11 protein-coding genes are annotated in these 16,442 nt (G+C 49.6%); 1 reads left to right on the top strand and 10 read right to left on the bottom strand.

What is annotated here, in order from left to right; translation table 11 throughout:
• Positions 1 to 160 precede the first annotated feature (160 nt).
• From dcuR to TOLA_RS01135, 4 genes are all read right to left on the bottom strand, one after another.
• Positions 161 to 883, bottom strand: a complete 723-nt coding sequence (gene dcuR, locus TOLA_RS01150; RefSeq protein ID WP_012728444.1) for a two-component system response regulator DcuR — start codon at positions 881 to 883, stop codon at positions 161 to 163.
• Positions 880 to 2,490, bottom strand: a complete 1,611-nt coding sequence (gene dcuS / locus TOLA_RS01145) for a DcuS/MalK family sensor histidine kinase (protein WP_012728443.1) — start codon at positions 2,488 to 2,490, stop codon at positions 880 to 882. The genes dcuR and dcuS overlap by 4 nt, the downstream gene beginning before the upstream one ends.
• Before the next feature lie 130 nt (positions 2,491 to 2,620).
• Complete coding sequence (locus tag TOLA_RS01140) at positions 2,621 to 4,054, bottom strand: NAD(P)-dependent malic enzyme (RefSeq protein ID WP_012728442.1); 1,434 nt, start codon at positions 4,052 to 4,054, stop codon at positions 2,621 to 2,623.
• Between the two features lie 64 nt (positions 4,055 to 4,118).
• Complete coding sequence (locus TOLA_RS01135) at positions 4,119 to 5,456, bottom strand: 2-hydroxycarboxylate transporter family protein (protein ID WP_012728441.1); 1,338 nt, start codon at positions 5,454 to 5,456, stop codon at positions 4,119 to 4,121.
• A gap of 337 nt (positions 5,457 to 5,793) precedes the next feature.
• On the opposite strand from TOLA_RS01135, the gene TOLA_RS01130 reads away from it, so the two are divergent.
• The gene (locus tag TOLA_RS01130) at positions 5,794 to 6,471 is read left to right on the top strand and encodes a glutathione S-transferase N-terminal domain-containing protein (protein ID WP_012728440.1); all 678 of its coding nucleotides are present in this window, start codon (positions 5,794 to 5,796) and stop codon (positions 6,469 to 6,471) included.
• Positions 6,472 to 6,505: 34 nt separating this feature from the next.
• Here TOLA_RS01130 and gshA read toward each other — a convergent pair whose 3' ends face one another.
• From gshA to icmH, 6 genes are all read right to left on the bottom strand, one after another.
• Positions 6,506 to 8,116 (bottom strand): glutamate--cysteine ligase, encoded by a 1,611-nt coding sequence (gene gshA / locus TOLA_RS01125; protein ID WP_012728439.1) that lies wholly within the window; start codon positions 8,114 to 8,116, stop codon positions 6,506 to 6,508.
• 125 nt (positions 8,117 to 8,241) lie between these two features.
• Positions 8,242 to 10,353, bottom strand: coding sequence for a type VI secretion system Vgr family protein (locus TOLA_RS01120; RefSeq protein ID WP_012728438.1), 2,112 nt, complete (start codon positions 10,351 to 10,353; stop codon positions 8,242 to 8,244).
• A gap of 18 nt (positions 10,354 to 10,371) precedes the next feature.
• On the bottom strand, positions 10,372 to 11,274 hold the full coding sequence (locus tag TOLA_RS01115) for a serine/threonine protein kinase (RefSeq protein WP_012728437.1): 903 nt from the start codon (positions 11,272 to 11,274) through the stop codon (positions 10,372 to 10,374).
• Between the two features lie 40 nt (positions 11,275 to 11,314).
• Positions 11,315 to 12,049 (bottom strand): PP2C family protein-serine/threonine phosphatase, encoded by a 735-nt coding sequence (locus TOLA_RS01110; protein WP_012728436.1) that lies wholly within the window; start codon positions 12,047 to 12,049, stop codon positions 11,315 to 11,317.
• Between the two features lie 7 nt (positions 12,050 to 12,056).
• Positions 12,057 to 15,578, bottom strand: coding sequence for a type VI secretion system membrane subunit TssM (tssM, locus tag TOLA_RS01105; RefSeq protein WP_012728435.1), 3,522 nt, complete (start codon positions 15,576 to 15,578; stop codon positions 12,057 to 12,059).
• Positions 15,575 to 16,441: a type IVB secretion system protein IcmH/DotU gene (gene icmH, locus TOLA_RS01100; protein ID WP_012728434.1), complete on the bottom strand. Its 867-nt coding sequence runs from the start codon at positions 16,439 to 16,441 to the stop codon at positions 15,575 to 15,577. Before icmH ends, tssM begins: the two co-directional genes overlap by 4 nt.
• Position 16,442: the final 1 nt, after the last annotated feature.

Here is a 16,442-nt window from a genome sequence, read left to right as displayed (position 1 = left end):
TTATTGAGTCAGCCAATTCAATACACATGACCTTGCCGCCATATTTAATTAAAAGGCAGGAAAATCAGACGCAAACGACACATGTATTATGCAGATCAATAATAAATGAAATCCTCGCCCGGCAAACAGACATCCGTTCAGAAATTGAAATAAAAATTAGCTAGCGGAGCAGTGTATCCATGATTTCAACCTTGGCAGGAACCAGCTTATACAAATAAACCGGCCGCCCCACAGAACCATAAAAAATGTCGGTATCCAGCACACCGATCTCTGCCATATACACCAGATATTTACGGCAGGATACGCGCGAAATACCAATCTCATTCGCCATTTCCTCGGTGGAAAAGCCCTGTCTATGCCCCTGCTTGATCCATTCCCATACTGCTTGCAGCGTCAACCGGGTTAAGCCTTTCGGCAGCCTGAGCTTTTCTGATGCTGGGCGACTGTTACTGCGCCGGATCAGGTTATCCAGTTCGGACTGATTTAACTCTTCCCGCTGTGCCAGCATCTGACGCTCTTCCCGGTAGGCGGACAACGCCTCCTGAAAACGGGCGAACTGAAACGGTTTGATCAAATAATCGACCACGCCATACCGTAACGCTTTTTTAATGGCCGGCATGTCACTGGCAGAAGAAATCATGATCACATCAATATTGTTTGGCATCTGGCGGATCACCGGTAACAGATCAAGACCGTTATCCTTCTGCATATAAATATCCAGCAGTACCAGATCGATCGGCGGCTCACTCTCCAGCAGTTTCTGTTTCGCCGCCTGAATCGTGGATACAGACCCCAGCCAGCGGAAACCGTCCACCTGTTCCAGATAACGACGGTTCAGTTCAGCCACCATAGGATCATCATCGACAATCAGTACATTAATCACAAACCACACTCCTTGCTGGCATAAGGTAGGGAAACAATAAAACGCGTGCCTTCACCGGGTTTAGACTGACATTCAATGGTGCCGCCCAGCTTTTCCAGGCTCTGCCGGACCAAGAACAAGCCAATCCCCCGGCGGGTGCCTTTTGTGGAAAAACCATGCTCAAAGATATGCGCGGCCACGGCAGGCTCTATGCCCTGACCATTATCACTCACAGTACAGCGCAGATGACCATCATCATGATCAAAAGTCAGGACGATAGCCGCCGAATCACTGCCCTCAAGCGCATCCATCGCATTTTCCAGCAGATTGCCCAGCACAGTGACCAGCTCATGTGTCACTTCCGATTCTGCTGATTCCGGCAGATAACTGGTTGGTGTGACATTAACATCGATGCCGATTTCACGCCCGCGATTCATTTTCCCGAGAATAAATCCGGCAATGACCGGATCTTTAATCTGACGGATCAGTGAGCCCACTTCGGCATGATAATAATTGGCGGTATCCATGATGTAGTTTTCCAGCTGATCATAAGCCCGGATATTGACCATACCAAGAATGACATGCAGCTTGTTCATGAATTCATGTGCCTGCACCCGCAGCGCCTCGGCGTAATGCGAGATCCCGCTCAGCCGCTGCAGCAGCTGGCTGATTTCGGTTTTGTCACGGAACGTCACCACCGCGCCGGTGACTTTGCCATTGACGCGCACCGGTACACTGTTGGTCAGCAGGGTACTGCCGTTAAATTCGATCTCTTCATCCTGCCGGGCCTGTCCGGTTGCCAGTACCTGTCGCAGATGCAGCAATGCCGGCCAGTGTTTGCTGCTTTCTGTCAGCAGCAGATTCTCCAGTTCCCCATTCTGCCGCAGCAGACGTTTTGCTTCATCATTGATGAGCGTGATTTTTTCGTCGGCGTTCACAGCGATAATGCCTTCACGGATGGATTGCAGCATGGCATTGCGCTCTTCCAGCAGACTGGCAATTTCTGATGGCTCCATGCCGAACATGATTTTTTTGATCTTCCGCGCCAGAAAAAAGGCGCCGAACGAACCGACAAGACCACCGAACGCAATCGCCCAGTATGCAAACCAGCGATTCGCCGCAATAATTTCCTGGATCTTCTCGGTCGAGATCCCGACTGCGATCGCACCGATCTGCTGATGCCGTGCATCAAATAACGGACTGATGATACGCAAGGATGGCCCCAGCGTACCTTTTGCCTCGGAGATCGATTCCTGACCATGCAGAGCCTTGACCTCATCACCACCAATAAAATGCTTACCAATCAGTGACGGATCAGGATGCGTATGCCGGATCCCCTGCATATCCATCACCACGATAAACAAGAGCTCGTTTTGCTGCCGGACCTGTTCGATATAGTCCTGCAGTGCCGCTTTGTCTCCCCCGTTACTCAGCGCGCTGGCAATGAATGGGGCAGCCGTCAGCGTATGCAAAACCGCTTTTGCCTTGTCTTCCAGACTGAATCGGGTTTGTTCGGTTGATTGTGTCAGATAGACGGAATGCACAACAAATAAGACTAATGCAATGACGGAACAGACTAATAACGTAATAGTGGTGCGTAGTTTTAGCGGCGGGGTTTGCTTTAACACTGACAATTTTTCCTTACTTTGTAATGACGCCTATTCTACCTGCGTCACAACACCGGGATTGTTAGATCCCGCACGTTCCACCGCTACCCCTGAATAAATAGTGTGGAACGTGCGCTTTTATATCCCTTGATTAAACAGTAAGACTTTCCAGTTTATTGTTTCTGATTCTGGCCATACCAGTACGGTGAGCCGTTTCAACCACCGCATCTCTCACCCGTTTCACCACCTCTTTATTGAAGATGTCCGGAATGATGTAGGTTTCTGACAGTTCTTCATCAGAGACCGCTGACGCAATGGCTTTCGCGACTTCCAGTTTCATCTCTTCAGTGATCTGACGGGCACCGCAATCCAGCGCACCACGGAAGATCCCCGGGAAGCACAGCACATTGTTCAGCTGATTCGGATAATCAGAACGTCCGGTTGCCATGACACGGACATACGGTGCCGCTTCTTCCGGTGAAATTTCCGGCGCCGGATTTGCCATCGCAAACACGATCGGATCTTTCGCCATCGTCTTCAGATAATCGACTTTCAGCACGCCCGGGCCAGACAGACCGATAAACACATCCGCCCCTTCAATCACGTCAGACAATGGACCCTGCAGATTGTCCGGATTAGTCAGACGCGCATATTCGTTCCAGCTCTCGTTTGAATACGGTTCACCACGGTGAATCGCTCCGTTGCGATCAACCCCAATCAGATTTTTCACACCGGCATTCAGCAGCATTTTGGAAACAGCAATCCCCGCCGCACCAATCCCCACCAGAACCACTTTCACATCAGCGATGTTTTTCTCACACACTTTCAGTGCATTGAGGAAACCGGCCAGCACAGTCACCGCCGTGCCGTGCTGATCATCATGGAACACCGGAATATCCAGCTCCTGCTTCAGGCGTTCTTCAATTTCGAAACAACGTGGCGCAGAAATATCTTCCAGATTGATACCACCGAACGTAGGTGCCAGCGCCTTCACGATCATGATGATCTCTTCCGTGTCTTTGGTATCCAGACAAATCGGGAAGGCATCCACACCGGCAAACTGTTTGAACAGCGCCGCTTTACCTTCCATGACCGGCATCGCCGCTTCCGGACCGATATCACCCAGACCCAGCACCGCCGTCCCATCAGAAACCACGGCGACCGTATTTTTCTTCACGGTCAGGTCATAGGCGCGTTCCGGATTATGCGCGATCTCCATACAAACCTGCGCGACCCCCGGGGTATACACTTTGGCCAGATCGGCCATGGTGTCGATACTGTGTTTCAGCGTGGTTTCCAGTTTACCGCCAAGGTGCAGATGGGTTATTTCATCCATAAACTGAATATCCGCCTCACCAAAGCGATTTTCCAGATTATCTTTTATCTGTGCGATACTGGTCAGATCATTAACATGGAAATGCACTAATACTGATTTATCTTTATTTTCTTTGTACGCCGCTTCAATTTTCTTGATTTCGCCTTTATTAGATTCAATACCCTGAATGATTTCATTCACATATTTAATCTTCTCACCACCGATAGCACGAACAATATAATTGTGATGTTTAGCCGCATTAATAGTCATAATATTCACTCTCAGAATTAGTCAGATATTAATTTGTTTTATTCAGCCGTATTAACTTCAGATATTAGTGCCACATCTGCAGAAGAATGGTTGCGCCAATTACTGTTGCCGCGCCGCCGATACGGGTTGAAATTTGTGCGAATGGCATTAAAGACATACGGTTGGCAGCAGACAGAATGGCTACGTCGCCAGTACCACCCAGACCACCACGGCAACCGGTAACAATGGCTGCTTCTACCGGGTACATGTTGATTTTCATGCCAACATAGAAACCTGAAATAATCATTGAAACCACAATCGCGATACAAGTCAGAACATAAGGCAGAGAGATGATGGCAGCGACGTCTTTCAGCGGAACATACAGCATGCCCAGACCCACCATCAGCGGCCATGTCAGGTTACCGGCAATGAATTTGTACAGCTGGAATGCACCGGTTTCCAGTTTCTCAGGGATCAGTTTCAGCGCTTTGGCACTTGCCGCAGCCAGGATCATGATAATTGGACCAGGGATACCGATAAAGTGCGCCAAGACAGTACCAACGATAAAGAAGGAGCACGCCATCAGCAGGCCGGCGCCCATGATAGAGAAGTCGATTGGTTTATCCGCGGCAGAAGGCATATTGGCCAGATTTTCGCTGGATTTAACCAGAACACCATCGCCACTGTAGGCCGGATTACGGTCACCAATACGCTTTAGCAGACCCGCAGCGATGATAGCCACGATATTACCGATAACAGCCGCAGGGATCATTTGTGCCACGAAAGTACCGGCTTCCGGACCCAGAATGCCTGAATAAGCAATGGATAACGGCAGAATACCTTCACCAACACCGCCGCAGATAATAGGCACGATGATGTAGAAAATCGTGTGATGTACGCTGTAACCCAGTGCGACACCGACCAGCAGACCGGTAGCAATCGCCACCACAGTACCGATAATCATCGGAATAAAGATACGGGCCAGACCATTGACCAGCGTCTGACGATGCATCCCCAGCATACTGCCGCAGACCAGAATAGAGATATACAGATACAGGAAGTTGGCTTTCTTCATCAGCGTGGTGACTGAATCCAGCACACCAGACGGCAGTACCTGCCAATAGACCAGGAATGATGGAACCATCAGTGCCAGAATAGCCGGACCACCGATATTTTTCAGAATTGGCAATTTCATGCCTAATTCACTCAAAATTAAACCCAGTACCATAATAACGGCAAAACCACCAATTAAATCATTTGGCAGATTTCCTGTTTTTGCCGCCATTAAAACAATAAACGATAACACAAGGTAAACGGGCAATGAAATAACCCCAACCTTGATATCCATTAATTTACCAAAAACGCCGGGCTCTCTTATTTGCCCGCTTCCCTCTAGTACAGATGATGGATTTGTTTCGCTCATCTTTATTTCTCCTTAGCAGTGTGGTTGCTATTTGTATTTGTTCTGGTGTAAGCAAACTATATAAGGTTTCGGCATGGATAATATTTAACGGAATTAATGTGCCAATTATGAAATTAAAGTAAGCAGACAATAACCAATAGCTTGTGATAGAGAAAAATCAGGCCGATATTTATATATATTTGTCTGTGACGGAGATAACGCTTACTGCGGTTTATTTACACAAAATGTGGGGACATTCAAAGATCAGCAGGATCTGCCGGGGATGGTTTACGATCGCGCTTAATGGCGATACAGTAAGCTATGCTCGCTCCCATTTGTGACTCAGCAAGGGCCCGATATGTATACTTTGTTCTATGCACCGACGCCGAACGGCAAGAAAGTCACCCTGATGCTGGAAGCACTCAACGTGCCCTATCAGGTCATTCCGATCAACATCCGTAAGGGTGATCAATTCCTGCCCAGCTTTCTGGCCATCTCCCCGAATAACCGTATCCCGGCACTGATTGATCATGACACCGGCATTGAGATTTTCGAATCCGGCGCCATCCTGACATATCTGGCGGAGAAACATGGTCAGTTTTTACCCGCCAATGGTTCAGACCGTTATGCCGTCTTACAGTGGCTGCACTGGCAAATCGGTGGCCTCGGGCCAATGGCCGGGCAAAACCACCACTTCAACCATTATGCGGCAGAGATAGTACCGTATGGTATTAAACGCTATACCGAAGAGACGGCGCGGTTATATGGGGTGTTAAATAAACAACTGGCTAATAAAACCTATGTCGCGAGCGATGAGTATTCGATCGCCGATATGGCGATCTATCCCTGGATCACACTATACGAACATCAGAAGCAGGATATCTGGCAGTTCCCGCATATTGCACGCTATCTGGAAACCATGGCGGCCCGTGATGATGTGCAGCGTGGCATGCACAAATATGCCGATTTCGACTGGGAAACCAGCCTGACCGAAGCACAGCTACGGGAATTATTGGAACAACATCTGCAGGGATGAACCCGCCTTTACAGGCGGGTGTTAGATGATATGTTTACTCTACGCCGCAGGGAGCATAACCCGCTTGCGGCAACTGCAGATATTGCCGTAAAAAATCATCAAAGGACTGATGATCATCCGCTTCCAGTTCAGCCTGTTTCAGTAAAGAAGCCTGCGCCTCATCAGTAAAGTAGTTGGCTTCCCAGTATTGCAGCGGCGCGTGCTGCAGTTGCTGATGAAACAACTCCGCTTGCTGACGACCAAATTCCGCGTTATCCAGATCATGCTGCAATAAATGCGTTAATACCTGCGCAGACAAGGTTTTATCCGGATCAATCAGCTTATCTCGCTGAGCCTGTAATGCCAGCTGGTAATGAATCCGGCCATTAGCCCGATCCAACAGCTGAGCCACAAGCTGCAATTCATCAAACAGCTGTTCACCCCATACGCGCAATGGTAATTCACCTTCTGCGGTCATTAACTGTAACCCCGGACGACGGCCTTCCAGAGCAACATGACTCATGTTGTGACGATTCCGCTCAATTTCAGCTGCATCCAATACCGGTGAAGGACGAAGCAGACACCAGACCAGAAACAGATCCAGGAAGCGTAGCTGCTGCAGTTCAACACCGAACGGTGTGAACGGATTGATATCCAGAGTCCGTAATTCAATGTAATCAATGCCCCGCCGCTCCAGCGCCACCACGGCACGCTCACCGGAACGCGGCGTCCGTTTCGGACGGATCGGTGCATACAACTCATTTTCCAGCTGCAACACATGATCATTCAGCTGACGGTATTCATCGCCGACCTTAATTCCCATCGCGGCGAAAGCTTCATCTTTAGTATCCAGCGCACGACGGACTGAGGTGAGATAGTCCGGCAAATTATTGTGGCTGATATTCAGACTGGCTTGTGACTTGTTGGTATACCCCAAATCGGATAACCGCAGCGAAGTCGCATACGGCAGATAAAGTGTACCTTTGCCAACCCGTTCAAATGGCAGCCCGGTATCACGCCCCTGCAGGAATGAACTGCACAGCGCCGGCGACGCACCGAACAGATAAGGGATCAGCCAGCCAAAACGGTACACGTTACGGATCAGCCCCATATAACTGTCGGAAATCAGTTTGCACTGACAGCATTCCGGCTGCTGCAGCGATAGCCATTCATTCCAGAAGCTGTCCGGCATGGAAAAATTGAAATGCACTCCGGCAATCACCTGCATCATGCTGCCATAACGGTGATGCAGCCCCTGGCGATAGAGCGTTTTCATGCGGCCGGTATTCGAACGGCCGTATTGTGCCAGCCGGATAGACTCTTCCCCGCCAATAAAACAGGGCATCGACAGCGGCCATAAACGCTCATCACCGATGTTTTGCTGGGTAAAACGATGGATATCACCAAGCTGCGCCAGCAGAACATCTAATGAATCAGAGACCGGTGTAATGAACTCCATCAGACTTTCAGAATAATCAGTGGTGATATTGGCATTTGTCAGCGCAGCACCTAACTGACGAGGATGATCCAGCGGAGATAAACGTCCCTCCGGGGTAATACGCAACGATTCACGTTCAATTCCACGCCGGATCCCCCGCACAGCAAATACCCGTTCCGGTGTACTCAACTGTTCGATGATTTCTGACAAAGAAGGCGACAACGACATAGAAGACCTCATGGCTGGACGATGATTGCAACAAGAGATAAATCGGCAATCATGTCATATGGATACATGATAATATCAGTTGAGCATAGCGCGCTGCATCACAGACGTCACGTCAGGCATATCATCTAATCCGAATAAACTATCCGATAATCTTTCTCAGGCGCTACTTTAATCACTTTCTCCGGCGCTTTCGCCTGCGGCACCTTACCGATGCCGGCACTGTGTGCTCCTGCCGGTTTATGTGGTAATGCTGCGGATTCGCTGCCTGCAGATAATGCACTGCCGCCCTGGTTCATCGTCACCATCGGGCCGCTTAATGTAATGCCACATGGATCGAGTTTGATAAAACTGCCGCCAGCCTGTAACGTCAGTTCCGTCCCGGCATGGTAGATAGCCTGATTCTTACTCTGCCAGACTACGTTTTGCCCTGCCTGAATCAGGCACTTTTGTTCAATATGCTGTTCCTGACTACCATGGATGGTGCAGTGCTGGTTTAAACCGACTTCTTTCTGAGTATCAGCTTCTAAGGTGATGTGCTGCTCACCCTCTATTTCCCGATAGTCATTACCACCAATAGCGCTTTCATGTGCGCCATTGATTTGGGTATGGCTGCAGCTCAGGATTTTGGCATCCCAGTCTTTTTCTGCCTGCCAGCGCAGTTCTTCTTTGCCTTTTTTATCTTCAAACCGCAGTTCGTTGGAACCACCACCACCCGGGCTTGAGCAGGTCCGGATGCCGCTGCGGGTCATATGGACAGGCAACTCCCATGCAGTTTGCTGTTCACCGTTATGCAAACAACCGGTTATCAGCGGTTTATCCGGATTGCCGTCTTCAAAGCTGACCTGTACCTCCTGACCAATACGCGGCAATCTCACAACACCATAACCATTGCCGGCCCAATCGTGCATAACGCGGATCCAGCAGCTGGTGCGTTCATCCTCTTTACCTTCTCTGTCCCAGTGAAACTGCACCTTGATGCGCCCCAACTCGTCGGTATGAATCTCTTCACCTGCAGGGCCCGTCACGCAGGCCGTTTGTATGCCGCACAACAACGGTTTTTCTGGCGCAAAATCAGGTCGCCACGGTGTATCCCACGGCACAGCACTGAACTGACAGCTCAAACTTGATTGCCCGCCACTGAACTCCTCCAGCACTTGCGGCTGCTCACCGCTTAAGCTGACTTCAGTAAGCAGCCACTGACTGTTGAATTCCGCCCGACCATGTCCACGGATCGGTAACAACCAACCGGTACGCAGCTGTGACAGGTTACCGCGCCCCTGAGCGGTGATACGGGTGCGCTGCAGTGATTCCAGGTGACGTTCAGCGATCTGTTGTGCCGAACTGATACTCTGTTGCTCAGCACTGCGGTAATCATAGTGATTCAGGTGATCACGCCAGGCGCTGTCATTCCTTTTCAGGGATGGACTACCCGCTGCCGGTGATGTTTTCTGTTCTGCATCGGTCAGTTGAAGTGGTTTATGTAGGTCAAAATAACGCCGGGAGATCATATTGACTGAAACAGCATGTCTGACCTGAAATGATTGCAGGGTATCCTCATCTGCGGCCTGACCCGTACCTGGTTTATACGGTACAGCAGCAAGCCCGGTGCTCCAGCCTGATGGATGATCAGCAAAGATCAGCTTGCTGCCACCTTCATCATGCGCAAAGTGGTAATGGATACCCTCTTCGCCCAGCAAACGCGTGATAAATTGCAGATCGCTTTCGCCATACTGAACACAATAATCGCGGGCAGTATATGTTCCGCTTAATTTCCACTGCACCTGATCGCTGGCGACATGCTGTTCCTGCAGAAGTAGCCTGATGATATCGGGCACACTTTTTTGCTGGAAAATACGCTGATTCCGGCCCAGTCCAAGCCAGGACAGCGAAGGACGCATCACCAGTTGATATTGTGTCAGTCGTTTACCTTGTGTCTGCCGCCGGAATTGCCACACCTGACCGTGGTAATAACTCCTGCCTGCACACCCCGATAAGGTTAACGTGGCCGCACTACCCACCATTTTCTCCGGTGATATATTTTCCGCTTCGCTGACCAGCGTAATATCCAGCTCCCATGGACAATTCAACGATTCCTGCGCCGTAAATCGTAAAACCTGTACGTCTTCATCGTGACCGCTCAGGGTAAGAAAAAAGCGCGATTCATTAGCGCTGAATAAACCACGGACACTACTGCCGAGGCTGGACAGCGCATCATCCGGGCTATCTGATACAAACATCGTGCTCTTTCCTTATTTTTATATAAACCAGTTATTCTTAAAGTCATTTTCAGTCAGTCCGGACAACACCTTATGCAGCCAATCAAGATTGCAACTGCGTTTGTGATGTGACCACATGAGCCCTTGTTGCAACGCTTTATCTAAAGCATGTCGCCGGTGAAAAACGGGCGTAATGACGTCGTTGCGGGCAGCAGCTTCATCCGTCGTATCTTTAAAAGGGTGCTCTCCGCTGAATAAGCGGTAAATGACACAACAGACCGAAAAAACATCAGTTGCAATACTTGGGATATGTACGTCAAACAGTTCAGGTGCGGCATAACGGCAACTGCACGCCCGGATAACCTCACGATGATTCGCTGCAGGCCGGGAAAGCCATCGGCTGATGCCAAAATCAAACAAAGTCAGATGATTATCAGGAGAAATAATAATATTGGTGGGTTTTATATCGCCATGAACAACGCCTTGTTCATGGCAGTAACGCACGCCATTGACCAGTTGTCGTGCCAGCTTTAATGCTACAACGGCAGGAATGCGCTGCCGGTAAAGCAATTCCTCAAGCTGCAACCCCTCAATCCAGTCCATAACCAGAAATGCTTTTTGCTGCTGACGACAAACATCGAAATGACGAATAGCCACCAGATTAGGATGCTTCAGACAGGAACCGAGCTCATATTCGGTAAAGAGTAATTTATCCGCGTGAACATGATCCGCCAGCGCAGTGCTGGTCATCTTAACCGCAATAAAATGACTCGCCGCACCAAAGGTCTGCAGCATCGTGTCTACGCCACGATAAACAACGCCCATACCACCAACACCGAGAATATTTCCCAGCTTATAGCGCCCGGCCAGCATAGAATAGCCGGCAGATAATTGCGGTGTAGTCACATCAGTTGTCACTTCACTTAACAGAGCTATATTCATCCCGCGCCTCTGTTGCCATTATTATTTTGTGCTGTAGTTTTTAATTATTCCGCACAACAACTGCGGTCACGTTATCTTTTGCCGCCCCCGCTAATGCATGCTGCATCAGCGCCTGAACTGCTTTTTCTGGTTCAGCGAAGCTAAGGCACCGTATGATAATCCCGGCAGATAATCCCCGATAGAGTCCATCCGTACAGAGTAACAACATATCGCCGGAATACAGTTCAAACTCGACACTTTCCAGTACCAGTTCTCTGCTTACGCCTATCGCCCGGGTAACAATATTGCTGTGCGGATGCTGTATTGCTTCTTCCGCCGTCAGCCTTTTTGCATCCACCCATTGCTGCACCAGACTATGATCTTCGCTGATTTGAAACAGCACGCCACACCGTAATAAATAGCAGCGGCAGTCTCCTGCCCAGATGCAGGCAGCGCGACCAGATTGAGCAACCAATGTCATCACGGTCGAACCCATGATCTGCTGAGGATCAACTAATGTCCGCTCACAACTCAGATGAAAATTAACCCATTGCAGCGCAGTGGCGACATGCTCCAGCCGCCGGTCAAGATCGCCGCCAGCCGGGATATCAAGCAGCGATTCCGCGACCAGCTGACTGGCCAGACCACCCAGCTGATGCCCACCCATGCCATCAGCCACTGCCCAGATACCGTTTTCCGCATGAATCAGGTATGTATCTTCATTATCCGTCCGCACATTCCCGGCACTGGTCGCCGCAGCGGACGACCAGCATTTTCCTGAACTCCGTCTCAGCATGACTGACTCACAGACGGTCTGATAGTGCAAAACCAGTCAGTAACGTGCGTTTCAGCGGATTCGGGCTGTGATCACCGGAGAACAGATACTGAGCCTGAACACCCTGATTATCGATGATGACCACCAGCTGATCTTCTCCGTCATGTGTTCTGACAACGCAATGATCCAACAACCGGAATAGTGACCAGGCCCCACTCTGTTTGGTCAGTAACGTTTCGCGACCATTCAGATCCTGCATGGATATATTGGCGGTACCATTACCCTGTGCCACTGGCCAACGCAGATCTATCGGTACAATCGGACCATGCTGATAAATCAGTGACTGCCCGGAATAAGCAAACTCCGACTTCAGCGCACCGGGATCCAATTCCAGCGGCTGAACTTTAAAGTTCATCCCGGCCTGGCCACCAGCCTCCGTAAAGAATGCTTTCTGGATCTGAGCTGCCCGCTGAAACTGCTGCAGCGAAGAACGACTCATGCGAATGCTTTGTCCATCAATGGAACGGGACAGCAATTCGCCACCGCGCACAAGAAAGAACGGCTTCAGCGGGCCGGAAACGAACTGATCCAGAACACCATCTTTTTTGAAGAATTCATTGAAATCACCCAGAGTTACATCCTTATCCGAGTCAGCAAACGGATAACGTCCCTTGATGGTGTTGTCATAAACAGTAAGTACATCGGTGCGATACTGCATCTGTACATAATCGGCGGCTTTATCCAGTGTCATACGCCAGGTCTGATCACCGATATCAATAAACCATGTCCGGATAGGTTCCGGTAACCGATCAGCAGCGATACGGATCCGGGTCAGTTCATCTGGTTGTCCCGACATACGGTTACTTGCCAGCTGATAAGCTGCCGCATCCTGATCCGGTGCATGAGCAAGAGCAGTAAACATTGACTGGATCGCATTCAGAGCTGTAAATGCATCCTGTAATGCCGGATTAGGCGTCCCGTTTTCCTGAACCAGCTGATGGAAGGGCGCAAATTTCAGTGCAAGCGCCTGTTTCGGTCCCTTGTTCTGCGCTTCCTCGAGCGCCGAACCAGCCTGCGCAACCAGTGCTTTGGCCAGTTTGCCCTTCCCGGTTTTCTTCAGCACGGCATTTTCAGCTTCGTCTGCAATTGATTCTGACAATTTGAACAGCGTGTTATCACGGATCAATGCCAGCACCCGCTGTACAGGCTGATTGTTATTCAGATTATTCAGCGTATTACTGGCATCGGTGATATCGCTCATCGCTTTCAGCTGCAACTGGCCAATAGCTTCATTCCAGTAACTGATGTAATCCTGAAAATAGAGATTTTCAACATCGGCATAAATTTTCTGGAATTCCCGCTCGCTCATGTCATCTGAGGTCCCCAGAACCCAGTTATCACGCATGATGTCTTTAATTAAAGCTAATCCTTTCCGCAGGAAAACATCCTGATATCCACGCTGGGTATAGAGCCCGGGAATGCCGTAGTCACCACCGGTAAAACTGTGATACTGCAGTCCCTGCACATCATCAAAATGAACAGCGGGCAAAGTTACCGCCAGCGGATCTTCCTTGATCATGCGGTAAACCAGCCGGGCGGGAGACTCCTGTTTCAGCAGATGCTGCGTGTCTTCAACCAGACGATAATCAATGTCGAGCGGTTCAAAGCCAATACTCAGCAATTTGTCGAAATGATCCAGCAGACTTTTTTGCAATGTTGCCTGACCGCTATATAAATCCGCCCAGGACAAACTGATCCACTGACGCAGGTAGTTATTATCCAGATGCGGTTTGTCATGCAGCATCAGATATGCCCGTAACGCCTTTAACAGGTAATCACGATCATCGGTGCCTGCCCGCAACTGCTCTTCCAGTAACAGCTTAATTTTCGGCAGCATCAGCTGACGCAGTTGTTGCTCGTAGGCTTTATCCACGACCGGATTAATTCGGTTACCCTGATGCAGGCTGAGTTTATTAATCCAGTCAGCCCGGTTACTTTGCGGATAAATTTCTGTCGCTTGCCGCAATGTACTTAATACCGGTAAGACGGCTGGCGTATCCGATACAGGCGGTATTTTCTGCTGCTCATGTTCTACTTTCATATGCAGATCGCGCAATATTTGCTGACGGGAACTGTTATCATGGAATACGCGCATCCAGGTTGAGCCGATGCCTAACACCACAACAAAAGCACACAGGCAGGCAAAACGATTAGTCCATCGCATACCACGGTCATAACGGGTATCAATAGTCGCCAGATCCCCCTCATTAAAGACAATATCTTCCAGCACCCGGCGAATAAAGAAACCCCGGTTTGGCGAAGTGAATGGCAAAAGATCCCGCTGCAGACCGATATTACGACCAATGCTGACCGTGGTTTCATTCAGCGGTTGGTTCACGTCAATATGTGGTGCACTGGTCAGATAGATACCACGTAAGCGGGTGGGTAAATGATAGCGGTTACGGCCAAAGGCAATTTCAACAAACAGAGCCAATGGTTCTACTATCGCCGCAAATTGCAGCGGGAAACGGATAATATCGCCACGTCGTTTCACATCCCGTTCGTGATGAATACGCGATAACACCATATCGTTGATACGACGGATCAGCTCTTCAAATTCAGTGCGTAATACATCGACCTGAGTACCATCACTGTTTTCTTTGAAAGTAACCCCGACAATCTGTTCCCGTTCTTCTTTGGTCAGGTGCTCAAAGAAGGCATTAAATCCCTCCAGATAGTCGCCTTTACTCAGCACCAGATAAACCGGGATATCCGAGCTGAGTTGTGACTGGATTTGCTGCATCCGGCCACGAACAGTACGGGCATATTGTTCCAGAGCACCTTCGTCCTGATTCAGTAATTGTCCTACATCCAGCGTAAACACAATCCCGTTCAGCGGGCGACGACGGCGCTTCTGATAAAGCATTTGCAGGAATTGCGGCCAGACCCGCTCAGCGACTGAATTTTCTTCCTGTACCATATAACGGCCACCGGCATCAATCATCACGGCCTGATTGGCAAAATACCAGTCGCAGTAGCGGGTATGCCCGATATCCCGGGTCATACGCTCATCGGTTTTATTCAGCGGAAAATCAACCCCGGAATTTTCCAGTAATGCCGTCTTCCCGCTGTTTTGATCTCCCATCAGCAGATACCAGGGTAATTCATAACGGGAGGCTCGGCGCTTGCCATAAAAACTGGCATGTTTTATGACATGGATTGCGTTGTTTAACCGTTCTTTCAGTATGTGTAACTCATCATCGATCTGCTCATCGTTTTCCAGTTCTGTTTTCAGCTGTTCCGCATTGAGCATCCGGCGACGACGACGCTTCCGCAGTGGCTGTGCCACCAGCAAAGCGACCAGCCAGAAAGCCAGCAGCAGGATCATGACCACTATGCGGGTTTCCAGTGCGGCCAGAATCGTTCGGCCAGCGATCGCAATCAGCGGACCGATGAAAAATACCAGAGCACCGCCAACGAATGTCAGCAACAACGTCCAGCACCATGTTTGTTTTAATGTGTGGATCAATCTGCGGAAGAGATTTTTCATTGTGCGTTGTGTCCTTGTTTCTGACCTGCGTCCTGATACATATTGGTAATGACGTGCGTCTGTTGTTCCAGCACATAATCAAAACCTGCGTAGACCAGCCCCAGACAGCACAACGCCATCACCACAATCAGCCAGACGGGTATATAAACAGGCAGCTTTTGCCTTCCGGACACTACCGGTTGCCAGTTAATGGCCAGATCTTTTTGTTGCTCCCCCCGGATCATGCGTATCTGGCGATACAGGCTGTTACGGATTGCGTCCAGTTCAGATAAGCCGCGTTGCAGAACCCGGTATTTCCCTTCATAGCCCAGACTTAAAAAGACATAGATCAGTTCTAACACATTGATATGTCTGGTTGGATTACGGGATAACTTATCCAATAGCTGGAAGAGTTTTTCCCCGCCGTTAGCTTCATTATGGAAGATTATCAGCAGACTGTTTTTCGTCCACTCCAGACGGGTGCTCCAGGGTTTGGTCGTAATCGCTTCATCCAGCGCCGTACACAGAACATAACGCGATGCGATAATTTCCGTGTTGTCACATCCTTGTGATAACGCCATGAATTCAAAATCTTTAATTCGCTTTACCAGTTCTTCTTTGAGTCCTGCCGGAGCGGCATACCCTTCAGAGGAAACGTCAGCAATGGCCTGAAACAGCGGTGACGCTGCCGCCAGTAACGGGTTGGTCCCAACGTTCAGCATTTTTTCATCACGCAGGCGGGCCGCGTAAATCATGCGATCATCCAGTTGCTGATAACGGACTGCCGCATTCGATTTTGTCTTGGGTAACGGGACGATGATCTCTTCGTCATCCGTTTCTCTGTGCCCAAGAAATACAGTATGTTCCGAATTAGCCATCGCCATT

The sequence above is a fragment of the Tolumonas auensis DSM 9187 genome (assembly GCF_000023065.1).
GTDB lineage: Bacteria > Pseudomonadota > Gammaproteobacteria > Enterobacterales > Aeromonadaceae > Tolumonas > Tolumonas auensis.
This window is presented reverse-complemented; position numbering and strand designations above follow the sequence as displayed.